Raw genomic sequence first — 11,643 nt, forward strand, 5'->3', positions numbered from 1 at the left:
GTTGCAAGGGCGAGGGGCTCCAAAGAGGTGCCGGCCTGCATTTTCTCAGGTCTTGGGTCAATATATTGGTTCAGGGGCTTCCGAGGCCCGAGACAGGCGTTCCTCTGCGCGAATTTGCACTCTGTTGACGCACATGGCCGCGCATTGTCTTTAGTATGGGGGAGCCGCATCCGGTGCTGCGAACGCCGCCGGGGCCGAATCAGCCATTTCTTTCTTTGAATCGCCTGCATGTGGAAGAACCCCGGTATCGCCGTAGCGATCGCCCCGTCCCAACTCACCGCCGGCCTGTACGTCTGGCTCGACATGCGCTGGGACGAGCACCCCTTCATCGCCAACCGCTTCATGGTCCGCACGGCGAAGGATGTGGCGGTGATCCAGTCCCTGGGCATCGAGGGCCAGCTGTACCACCACCCGGACCGGAGCACGGCGCAGCCGCTGCCCCTGGTGCCCGTGGCCGCGCACCCACCGGAGCCGGAGCACGCCGACGGGCAGGCCGCCCTGGCCGCCGAGGTGCGCCAGCGTGACCAGGCCAAAAAGGAAAAGCGCCAGCGCCAGCGAGACGCCGCGGCGCGCGCCGACCGGGCCTGGGAGGACGCCGCGCGACAGACCCGGGAGGCGCTGCTCACGCTCACGCGCTCGCCCAAGGCGGCGGGCCGGATCCTGGCCGACCTGTCGGGCGAGACGGCGGCCCGCATTGCCCAGAGCAAGGAGGTGCTGCTGCACCTGCTGGGCGACAAGAAGGACCAGGGGCCGCAGTTCCACGCGCTGAACGTGCTCACCCTGTGCATGCTGGTGGGCAAGAAGGCCGGCCTTGCCGAGCGCGAACTGGCCGACCTGGCCATGGCGGCGCTGGCGCACGACGTGGGCAAGTCCAAGGTGCCGCCGCAGCTGTTCAAGACCTCCCGGCGCAAGCGCCACGAGGAGGAGTTCGTGCGCCAGCATGTGATGTACAGCACCCAGCTGGCGTCAGACTCGGGCGCCTTCAGCAAGGAGGCGCTGGCCTGCATCGCCAGCCACCACGAGGCGGCCGATGGTTCGGGCTGGCCGCGCGGCCAGCGCGAAACCCAGCGCCTGGCGCTGATCCTGGCGCTGGTCAACCGGTATGACAACTTGTGCTCGCCCGAGGCCCGCGACGTCGAGCCGCTGATGCCGGCCGAGGCGCTGGCGCACATGTTCAAGAACGAATCGGGCCAGCACGACCCGGCACTGCTCAGTTCGCTCATCAAGCTGCTGGGCGTGTACCCGCCGGGCACGGTGGTCCAGCTCACCGATGGCGCGCTGGCGCTGGTGGTGGCCCCGGGGCCCGAGGCCCTGCGCCCCCAGGTGCTGGTCTACACCCCCGAAATCTCCAAGGACGAGGCGCCGCTGGTGGAGCTGCACACCGAGCCCGACATCCGCGTGGCCGAAGCGATCCGGCCGTCCACGTTGCCTGCCGAGGTGCTCGACTGGCTCAATCCGCAGCAGCGGCTGTCGTACTTCTACTCGGTCGAGGACTGAGTTCTTCCCCCGTGCACTACCTGCGGACGGTGAAGTCCTCGTTGATGTAGACCAACGGGTCCATGGGGCTCTCATCCCCACAATTGAATCCGCGCAGGCGCAGGACGGCAGGCTGCTTGAGCGGCGCCTTCAGGTCCTTGCGCTTCTTGCCGGCAATGCGGGTGTAAATGGCGACCTTGGCCAGGTAGTTGACGCTGGCCCGGTAGGACGATCGGGCGTCGTAGTTCTCCGCCAGGTCTTCCCTGCCGATGAGCTCGAAATCCCGGAGCTTGGGGTTGTAGCGGAACTGCATCGTGAAGCTGTCCATGCCCGAAGATTCAGCGCGCCAGACCCCCTGGACCAAGAGGGAGGTCGCGGTGATCTCAAGGTTGTAGCCCTTGTTTGCCTCGCAGAACTGTCCAGAGACGGAAAGCGGGGTGTAGCCGCCGCCCGGCGTGCCGGCCAGCACCAGAAGCCGTTCCTCGCGCGGGCCTTCCCCGGAGAGGTTGACCACCACCGCCGCCAGGTCCGCGATCCCATCACCGTCGAGGTCACCTTTGGCGCTGGTCCAGATGCTGAATCCCTTGGTGGGCAGGGCCGTATCAACGGCGGCCTGCAGCTGGGCAGCGCGCTGTGCGGCGGTGTCCTGCGCCAGGGAGGCACCCGCAGCACAAACCAGGGCGGCAACGGTGCATGGCAAGCGCCGAGAAATCATGGCGCAAGTCTACAACCCCAGGGGCCAGGTCCGCACGGTCCCGGTTCAGCGCGCCCCTGGTTTTTGCTGGTACATGCCCTCAATGGCCTGCCCGAAGTGCACCATGAGCGGGGCGCGCTTGAGCTTGAGCGTGGGCGTCATGAAGCCGTTCTCGATGCTCCAGGGCGCCAGCGTCAGGTGCACGGCGCGCGGCACGGCATAGCGCGCGAAGCTGGCCGTGCTCTTTTCGATGCGCGCCAGCACGGCGCGGTGCACGGCAGGGTGGTTCAGGCTCTCGGGGTCGGCTGCGGCCAGGCCCAGGTCGCCGGCCAGGCGCTGCCACTCGTCGCGCTTGAGCACGGCCACGCAGGCGATGAAGGGGCGGTTCTCGCCCACCACGAAGGCCTGCTCCAGCAGCGGGTCGGCCAGCAGGGCCAGTTCCAGGTCGCCCGGGGGCACCTTCTCACCGGTGGAGGTGACGATGATCTCCTTGATGCGGCCGCGGATGAAGATGCGCCCGTCCACGATGTCGGCCTGATCGCCCGTGCCCAACCAGCCATCGGCCGACAGAATGCGTGCCGTGTCCTCGGGGCGCTTCCAGTAGCCCTGCATCACGATGGGGCCGCGCACCTGCAGCTCGCGGTTCTCGCCGATCCGCACCTCCACGCCGGGCAGGGCGCGCCCCACGCAGGCCGGGTCGTTGTCCTGGAGCGAGTTCACCGACACCACCGGCGCCGTCTCGGTCATGCCGTAGCCCTGCACCAGCGGCAGGCCCAGGCCCAGAAAGCACTTGGCGATGGTGGGCGACAGCGGCGCGCCGCCGCTCACGGCCACGCGCACGCGGCCGCCGAACTGGGCCAGCAGGGGCTTGGCCACCAGGGCCTGGAGCAGGCCCCAGGGCAGGACGGCCATCCAGCCGCCGGCTTGGTCGTCTTCGGGCCGGGCCAGCCCCTGCGCGGCGCAGAACTGCTGCCAGCCGCGGGCCTGGGCGGCCTCGTAGAGCTGCATCTTCCAGGGCGATGGCGAGAGCTTTTCGAGCAGCTTGGCGTGGATGCGCTCGTAGATGCGTGGCACCGAGACCAGCACCGTGGGGCGAATAGTCTGCAGGTCCTCGGCCAATTGCTGCACCGAGCGGGCATAGGCCACGCAACTGCCGGCCGCAATCGGCAGGTAGTAGCCGCCAGTGCGCTCGAAGGTGTGCGACAGCGGCAAAAAGGACAGGAACACGTCGTCCACCGTGGGGGCGATGCGCTCGAGCACGGCCTTCACGTCGCTCACCACGTTGCGGTGCGTGAGCATCACGCCCTTGGGCTTGCCGGTGGTGCCCGAGGTGTAGACGATGGCGGCCAGGTCTTCGGGGCCGGGGGCCTGCGGCGGGGCCTGTTCCACCGCCTGGGCTGCGCCTTCAAGCCATTGCGCAAGCGAGCCCACGGCGGGGCTGTGCGCGCTGGGAGCGCTGGCCTTGAACGAGGCGTCCGTGTCGGTCACGATCACCGCCCGCAGTGCGGGGAAGTCGGTGCCCGCGGCGCGGATCTTCTCCCACTGCTGGGCACTGCCCACGATGAGCATCGACGCCTCGCAGTCGGCCAGGATGTAGGCGATGCTGCCGGGGTTGTCGATGGCGTGCAGCGGCACGGGTACGCAACTGCTGGCCAGGGTGGACTGGTCGGCGCACATGGCGTCCAGGCCATTGGGCAGCAGGATGGCCACGCGGGCACCGGCCGGCAATTGCAGGGCCACCAGGGCCCGCGACCAGCGGGCCACATGGGCGGCGGTCTCGGCCCAGGTCCAGGTCAGCCAGGCCTGGCTGGCGGCATCGAAGGCGCGAAAGGCAGGGGCGTCGGGCGTCAGGCTGGCGCGCCACGAGAGAAGCTGGGGCAGCGTCTGGACGCTGCCGATGTCGGGAAGGGAAGAGGTCATCGGATGGTTGGGTGCCGGGGCGGCGTGCGCCGTGCCAAGGTGGTGCCATGCTGCACCACCCTGGGGAAAACCCGCGGAATCATACCCATCCGGGCGGCACAAGCTGTGCTTCTTTGTTTCGCGCGCCAAAGAGTCCTCCGGGGGCGGGCCCCGGTCGGCCACAATCCCTCCACTGCCACAGCTGCGTCCTGCCTGCCCGCGCCCCCTTCGGTCCATGGATCCCATCACCATCTTTATCGTCGCGACGCTGATGATGCTGGCCAATGGTGCGGTGCTGGGTTTCATGCACAAGGACTTGCCGGTGTCGCTGCAGCCCTGTGCCGAAACCTGGCGCATCGCCACCTTGCTGCTGGCAGGCAGCGCCGTGCTGTATGCCGTGCAGTACGAATTGCCCCTGGGCCTGGTCTCGCCCATGGCCAATGGCATGGTGATGCTCGGCTGCACGGGCTACTGGCGTGCGCTGCGCCAGTTCGATGGCGTGCCGGACCGCTGGTGGATGCTGCTGCCGGCCGTGGCGGGCATTGGCGGCGTGGTGTGGTTCGCGGGGGTGCGGCCCGATACGCCCAGCCGCATCCTACTGCTGTCAGGCGTGGTGGCTTTCGTGCTGATGGCTGGCACCCTGCAGCTGGTGCGGGGTGGCACCGGGGAGCGGGCGCGCAGCCGCAGGGCGCTGGCGGGCCTGTTTTTTCTGGTCGGCCTGTTCGTGGCCTTTCGCGCCGCGTACTTCCTGGTGCGGCGCGTGGGGCCGTCGTTCGACATCACCGGCGAGGGCGCCTGGATCAACGCGGCCAGCCCGCTGGTCACGGCCCTGTTGCCCGTGGTGGGCACCACGGCCTTCTTGTTCATGTGCTCGCAGCGCATCGGCCGCCAGTGGGAGCTGGCCGCTGCCACCGACTACCTGACGGGCCTGGCCAACCGCCGCACCTTGCTCGCCGAAGGCGCGAAGCGCTTTGCCACGGCACGCCAGGGCGGCAGCCGCCTGGCCCTGGCACTGATCGACGTGGACCACTTCAAGGCCATCAACGATGGCCACGGGCACGAGGTGGGCGATAGGGCCCTGCAGCATGTGGCCGGGCAACTGCAGGCCTCGGCGCGCGGGCTGGACTTCGTGGCCCGCCACGGGGGAGAAGAGTTCGTGGTGCTGCTGGACGTGGCCCAGCATGGCGACGCCCATGCGGCCGGAGAGCGGCTGCGCCTGGCCGTGGCGGGCACGCCGTTCACCACGGGTGGGACATCGTTGCCGATCACCATTTCTGCGGGTATCGCGGCGCAGGCAGATGGCGATGCCAGCCTGGACCAGATGCTGCGCCGCGCCGACGATGCGCTGTACGCCGCCAAGCGCAGGGGGCGCAACCGGGTGGAAATGGCAGAAGGTTGACCGAGCAGCAGGTGCCGGGAGGGCGTCATACGGATTTGCATTCAACCGTATAACTAGGCGGGAAGCCGCAGACAGTGCTGTAGCACGGCAAGGCGGACCAACGAAGTTAGACGGTTGAAGGCAAATCCGTATCAGGCCGCTGCTTCCAGCCCCTGGGCGAAGTGGGCCTGCATGGCCTGGGCCGTGGCGGCGCCATCGCGCCGGGCCAGGGCGGCCATCACCGCGCGGTGTTCGTTCAGCGAATCCTCGATGCGGCCCTGCTTGAGCAGCGAGTTGTGGCGGTTGAGCTTCATCACCTTGCGCAGGTCGGCCACCATCTGGCTGCGCCAGCGGTTGTCGGCCAGCTCCAGCACCCGCATGTGAAAGCGCTCGTTCACGGCAAAGAAGCGCTCGCGCTCGCCGGCTGCGGCCTCCAGCTCGGCATGCAGGGCCTGCAGCTCCTGCAGCTGCGCCGGGGTGGCGCTGGTGGCCACCACGGCGGCGGCGTCGCTCTCCAGCAGGCTGAGCAGGTGGTAGACGTCGCGCAGGTCCTTGTCCGACATCTCCGTCACATAGGCGCCACGGCGCACCTTCATCGTGACCAGGCCTTCGGCCGCCAGCACCTTGAGCGCCTCGCGCAGGGGCGTGCGGCTGATGCCGAACTCCTCGGCGATCTTGAGCTCGTCGATCCAGCTGCCGGGCTCCAGCTCGCGGCGGAAGATGCGCTGGCGCAGTTGCTCAGCCACTTCTTCGTACAGGGCGCGGGGCGTGAGGGTCAGTGCAGACATGGGTGGATTGTAAGCTGCGAAGAATATTTTGAATCAATAATTATGAATGATGTAAACTTGCCGCCACATCGGGAACAGCCCTGACAACGTCCAACGCTTCCTCGGAGACCGCTTCGCCATGAGTGCCACGCCCCCCCACAGCCCCCCTGAATTCGCTGCCGCCTCGCTCGAGGCCTGGGCGAAAGCCGCTGCCAAGTCGGCGCCGGGTGGCGATGTCAATGCGCTGAACTGGGTCACGCCCGACGGCATCACCGTCAAGCCGCTGTACACCGCGGCGGACACGGCCGACCTGCCATACGCCAACACCTTGCCGGGCTTCGAGCCCTACCTGCGCGGCCCCCAGGCCACCATGTACGCGGTGCGGCCCTGGACCATCCGCCAGTACGCGGGCTTTTCCACGGCCGAGGAATCCAACGCCTTCTACCGCAAGGCGCTGGCCGCCGGCGGGCAGGGTGTGAGCGTGGCGTTCGACCTGGCCACCCACCGTGGCTACGACAGCGACCACCCGCGCGTGACCGGCGACGTGGGCAAGGCCGGCGTGGCCATCGATTCGGTGGAGGACATGAAGATCCTGTTCGACCAGATTCCGCTGGACAAGGTGTCCGTCTCGATGACCATGAACGGTGCCGTACTGCCCGTGCTGGCGGGCTACGTGGTGGCGGCGGAAGAGCAGGGCGTGAGCCAGGACCAGTTGAGCGGAACCATTCAGAACGACATTCTGAAAGAGTTCATGGTGCGCAACACCTACATCTACCCGCCCAAGCCGAGCATGCGCATCATCGGCGACATCATCGGCTACACGGCACGCAACATGCCGAAGTTCAACTCCATCTCGATCTCCGGCTACCACATGCAGGAGGCAGGCGCCAACCAGGCGCTGGAACTGGCCTTCACGCTGGCCGACGGCAAGGAGTACGTGAAGACCGCCATCGCTTCGGGCCTGGACGTGGACGAGTTCGCCGGCCGGCTGTCGTTCTTCTGGGCCATCGGCATGAACTTCTACCTCGAAGTGGCCAAGATGCGCGCGGCGCGCCTGCTGTGGTGCCGCATCATGAAGGAGACCGGCGCCAAGAACCCCAAGAGCCTGATGCTGCGCACCCACTGCCAGACCAGCGGCTGGAGCCTGACCGAGCAGGACCCCTACAACAACATCGTGCGCACCACCATCGAGGCCATGGCGGCGGTGTTCGGCGGCACGCAGAGCCTGCACACCAATGCGCTGGACGAAGCCATTGCCCTGCCCACCGAGTTCTCCTCGCGCATCGCGCGCAACACGCAGCTCATCATCCAGGAAGAGACGCACATCACCAACGTGGTCGACCCCTGGGCCGGCAGCTACATGATGGAAAAGCTCACGCAGGACATGATGGATGCCGCCTGGAAGATCATCGAAGAAGTCGAGGCCATGGGCGGCATGACGCAGGCCGTGGACAGCGGCTGGGCCAAGCTCAAGATCGAGGCCGCCGCCGCCGAGAAGCAGGCGCGCATCGACAGCGGCAAGGACGTGATCGTCGGCGTCAACAAGTACAAGCTCCAAAAGGAAGACCCGGTCGACATCCTGCAGATCGACAACGTGATGGTGCGCGACGGCCAGATCGCGCGCCTCAAGGACATCCGCGCCAAGCGCGACACGGCCAAGGTGCAGGAAGCGCTCGACGTGCTCACCTCGGCCGCCGAAACCGGCGAGGGCAACCTGCTGGACCTGGCCATCAAGGCCGTGCGCCTGCGCGCCACGGTGGGGGAGGTGTCGGACGCGCTCGAAAAGATCTACGGGCGCCACCGCGCCGATACGCAAAAGGTGACCGGTGTGTACGCTGCTGCCTATGACTCGGCCGAGGGCTGGGACAAACTCAAGAGCGAGATCAGCGATTTTGCCGAGGCCGAAGGCCGCCGCCCGCGCGTGATGATCGCCAAGCTCGGCCAGGACGGCCACGACCGCGGCGCCAAGGTGGTGGCCACGGCCTTTGCAGACCTGGGCTTCGACGTGGACATGGGCCCGCTGTTCCAGACCCCCGAGGAATGCGCGCGCCAGGCCATCGAGAACGACGTGCACGCCGTGGGCGTGAGCACGCTGGCCGCCGGCCACAAGACCCTGGTGCCGGCCATCATCCAGTCGCTCAAGGACCAGGGGGCGGACGACATCATCGTCTTTGTCGGCGGCGTGATCCCGGCGCAGGACTACGATTTTCTGTACGAGGCCGGCGTCAAGGGCGTCTACGGACCGGGCACGCCCATCCCGGCCAGCGCCAAGGACGTGCTCGAACAGATCCGCAAGGCCATTGCCGCATGAGCGTGCGCCAGACCAGGGGCCGTACGGAGATCGACCGATGAGCGCGCCCGTGTTCGTGCTGCACCCCGTTGCCGAAGACGACTTCGAGCCCATGCTGGCGCTGCGCACCGCCGCCATGCGCGAGAGCCTGGAGCGCGTGGGCCGCTACACGCCCGAGCGCTCGCGGGAGCGCCTGCGCGCCGCCTTCACCCCGGAGCACATGCAGCACCTGGCCTCGCCCGGTGGCCAGCGCATGGGCTTCGTCACGGTGCTGCCCGAAGGGGCGGGAACCCTGCGGCTGCAGCATCTGTACCTGCACCCCGACTGGCAGGGCAGCGGCATCGGCGCCGCCGTGCTGGCCAGCGTGCAAAACCGTGCGCGCCGCGAAGGCGCCGTGCTGCACGTGACGGCGCTCAAGCACAGCAATGCCAACCGCTTCTACCTGCGCCACGGCTTCGTGCAGACCGGCCAGGAGGATGTGGACGTGCACTACGAGTGGCGGGCCGGGGAGGCTGTGGAATGAACGCGCCCCTGCCTTTGGCCGACCTGAAGCCTCCTTCCAGCACATGGTTCGATGGCATTCTGCACGGCACCCAGCCCGTGCAGCGCCGCGCCATGGCCAAGGCCATCACCCTGCTCGAATCCACCCGCACTGACCACCGAGCGCAAGGGGACGAACTGCTTACCGCGCTGCTGCCGTACACGGGCAAGGCCTTCCGCCTGGGCATCAGCGGCGTGCCGGGCGTGGGCAAGTCCACCTTCATCGAGGCGCTGGGCCTGTTCCTCATCAACCGCGGGCACCGCGTGGCGGTGCTCACCATCGATCCGTCGAGCACGGTGTCGGGCGGCTCCATCCTGGGCGACAAGACGCGCATGGAGCAGTTGTCGATGCGCGAGGAGGCCTACATCCGCCCCAGCCCGTCGAGCGGCACCCTGGGCGGCGTGGCCGAAAAGACGCGCGAGGCCATGCTGGTCTGCGAGGCCGCAGGCTACGACGTGGTCATGGTCGAGACCGTGGGCGTGGGCCAGAGCGAGATCGCCGTGGCCGGCATGACCGACATGTTCGTGCTGCTGCAGCTGCCCAATGCGGGCGACGACCTGCAGGCCATCAAGAAGGGCGTGATGGAGATCGCCGACCTGGTGGCCATCAACAAGGCCGACATCGACAAGAACGCTGCCACGCGGGCCCAGGCGCAGATCACCTCGAGCCTGCGCCTGCTGGGCATGCACGGCAACCCCGACCATGCCACGCACGGCGCCCTGTGGCAGCCGCGCGTGGTGCAGATCAGCGCGCTGCTGGGGCAGGGCGTGGACGGCTTCTGGGATGCCGTCACCCAGTTCCGCACCCAGCAGACGGACAACGGCCGCCTGGCCCTGCGCCGCGAAAAGCAGTCGCTGGCCTGGATGTGGGAGCGCATCGACGCCGGGCTCAAGCAGGCGTTTCGCCAGCATCCACAGGTGCGCGGCCTGCTGCCCGCGCTGCAGGCCGACGTGGCCGCGGGGCGCATCGCGGCATCCACTGCTGCGCGCACCCTGCTGGCAGCGTCCCATACCGATACACCGTAATCACCACAGCCATTTCACCGAAAGAGCGACCATGCAAGACATCCTGGAGCAACTGGAGAAGAAGCGCGCCCTGGCGCGCCTGGGCGGCGGGCAAAAGCGCATCGATGCGCAGCACGCCAAGGGCAAGCTCACGGCGCGCGAGCGCATCGAGCTGCTGCTGGACGACAACACCTTCGAAGAGTGGGACATGTTCGTCGAGCACCGCTGCACCGACTTCGGCATGGAGGACAACAAGATCCCCGGCGATGGCGTGGTCACCGGCTACGGCATGATCAATGGCCGCCTGGTGTTCGTCTTCAGCCAGGACTTCACCGTCTTCGGCGGTGCCCTGAGCGAGACGCATGCCGAGAAGATCTGCAAGGTGATGGACCAGGCCATGAAGGTCGGCGCCCCGGTCATCGGCATCAACGACTCGGGCGGCGCGCGCATCCAGGAGGGCGTGGCCTCGCTGGGCGGCTATGCCGACGTGTTCCAGAAGAACGTGCTGGCCAGCGGCGTGATCCCGCAGATCAGCATGATCATGGGCCCCTGCGCCGGCGGCGCCGTGTACTCGCCGGCCATGACGGACTTCATCTTCATGGTCAAGGATTCGAGCTACATGTTCGTGACCGGCCCCGAGGTGGTCAAGACCGTGACGCACGAGGAAGTCACGGCCGAGGAGCTGGGCGGCGCCGGCACCCACACCACGCGCAGCGGCGTGGCCGACATGGCCTTCGAGAACGACGTGGAGGCGCTGATGATGCTGCGCCGCCTGTACAACTACCTGCCGCTGAACAACCGCGAGAAGGCGCCCGTGCGCCCCAGCAACGACCCGGCCGACCGCATGGACCGCAGCCTCGACACCCTTGTGCCCGAGAACGCCAACAAACCCTACGACATGAAGGAGCTGATCGCCAAGGTGGTGGACGACGGCGACTTCTTCGAGCTGCAGCCCGACTACGCCAAGAACATCGTGATCGGCCTGGCGCGCATGGAAGGCCAGACCGTGGGCATCGTCGCCAACCAGCCGCTGGTGCTGGCAGGGTGCCTCGATATCAAGAGCTCCATCAAGGCCGCGCGCTTCGTGCGCTTTTGCGATGCCTTCAACATCCCCGTGGTCACCTTCGTGGACGTGCCCGGCTTCATGCCCGGCACCAGCCAGGAGTACGGCGGCATCATCAAGCACGGCGCCAAGCTGCTGTATGCGTACGCCGAATGCACGGTGCCCAAGATCACCGTCATCACGCGCAAGGCCTATGGCGGCGCCTACGACGTGATGAGCTCAAAGCACCTGCGCGGCGACGTGAACCTGGCCTGGCCCAACGCCGAGATCGCCGTGATGGGCGCCAAGGGCGCGGTGGAGATCATCTTCCGCGAGGACAAGAACGACCCGGTGAAGCTGGCAGCCCGCGAGGCCGAGTACAAGGAGCGCTTTGCCAACCCCTTCGTGGCCAGCGCGCGCGGCTTCATCGACGACGTGATCCTGCCGCACGAAACGCGCAAGCGCATCTGCCGCAGCCTGGTCATGCTGCGCGACAAGAAGCTCGAGAACCCCTGGCGCAAGCACGGCAACATCCCTCTGTGAGCGGTACTG

At 67.6% G+C, this 11,643-nt stretch carries 9 protein-coding genes; 6 read left to right on the forward strand and 3 right to left on the reverse strand.

Annotated elements, in window-relative coordinates:
- Window positions 1-228: 228 nt before the first annotated feature.
- Entirely contained in the window at window positions 229-1,497 is a 1,269-nt protein-coding gene (locus tag ACSQ3Y_RS18495) for an HD-GYP domain-containing protein (protein ID WP_436178399.1), read from the forward strand.
- A gap of 16 nt (window positions 1,498-1,513) precedes the next feature.
- Here the strand turns inward: ACSQ3Y_RS18495 and ACSQ3Y_RS18500 are convergent, their stop codons facing one another.
- Together ACSQ3Y_RS18500 and ACSQ3Y_RS18505 are read right to left on the reverse strand one after the other, a co-directional pair.
- Complete coding sequence (locus ACSQ3Y_RS18500) at window positions 1,514-2,176, reverse strand: hypothetical protein (protein WP_436178400.1); 663 nt, start codon at window positions 2,174-2,176, stop codon at window positions 1,514-1,516.
- Between the two features lie 60 nt (window positions 2,177-2,236).
- A complete protein-coding gene (locus ACSQ3Y_RS18505; protein ID WP_436178401.1) occupies window positions 2,237-4,090 on the reverse strand; it encodes an AMP-dependent synthetase/ligase in 1,854 nt (617 codons plus the stop codon).
- A gap of 214 nt (window positions 4,091-4,304) precedes the next feature.
- On the opposite strand from ACSQ3Y_RS18505, the gene ACSQ3Y_RS18510 reads away from it, so the two are divergent.
- On the forward strand, window positions 4,305-5,468 hold the full coding sequence (locus ACSQ3Y_RS18510) for a diguanylate cyclase (RefSeq protein ID WP_436178402.1): 1,164 nt from the start codon (window positions 4,305-4,307) through the stop codon (window positions 5,466-5,468).
- A 131-nt stretch (window positions 5,469-5,599) separates the two neighbouring features.
- On the opposite strand, the gene ACSQ3Y_RS18515 is transcribed toward ACSQ3Y_RS18510, so the two are convergent.
- Window positions 5,600-6,235 (reverse strand): GntR family transcriptional regulator, encoded by a 636-nt coding sequence (locus ACSQ3Y_RS18515; protein WP_436178403.1) that lies wholly within the window; start codon window positions 6,233-6,235, stop codon window positions 5,600-5,602.
- A gap of 118 nt (window positions 6,236-6,353) precedes the next feature.
- Here ACSQ3Y_RS18515 and scpA point away from each other — a divergent pair, with 118 nt between their 5' ends.
- From scpA to ACSQ3Y_RS18535, 4 genes are read left to right on the forward strand one after another with little or no spacing between them, the layout of a single operon-like run.
- Entirely contained in the window at window positions 6,354-8,525 is a 2,172-nt protein-coding gene (scpA, locus tag ACSQ3Y_RS18520) for a methylmalonyl-CoA mutase (RefSeq protein WP_436178404.1), read from the forward strand.
- A gap of 37 nt (window positions 8,526-8,562) precedes the next feature.
- Window positions 8,563-9,027: a GNAT family N-acetyltransferase gene (locus tag ACSQ3Y_RS18525; RefSeq protein ID WP_436178405.1), complete on the forward strand. Its 465-nt coding sequence runs from the start codon at window positions 8,563-8,565 to the stop codon at window positions 9,025-9,027.
- Complete coding sequence (meaB, locus tag ACSQ3Y_RS18530) at window positions 9,024-10,070, forward strand: methylmalonyl Co-A mutase-associated GTPase MeaB (RefSeq protein WP_436178406.1); 1,047 nt, start codon at window positions 9,024-9,026, stop codon at window positions 10,068-10,070. Before ACSQ3Y_RS18525 ends, meaB begins: the two co-directional genes overlap by 4 nt.
- A gap of 31 nt (window positions 10,071-10,101) precedes the next feature.
- Entirely contained in the window at window positions 10,102-11,634 is a 1,533-nt protein-coding gene (locus tag ACSQ3Y_RS18535) for an acyl-CoA carboxylase subunit beta (RefSeq protein ID WP_057204367.1), read from the forward strand.
- Window positions 11,635-11,643 lie beyond the last annotated feature (9 nt).

This window comes from Acidovorax sp. LjRoot66 (assembly GCF_964253305.1).
Lineage (GTDB): Bacteria > Pseudomonadota > Gammaproteobacteria > Burkholderiales > Burkholderiaceae_C > Acidovorax.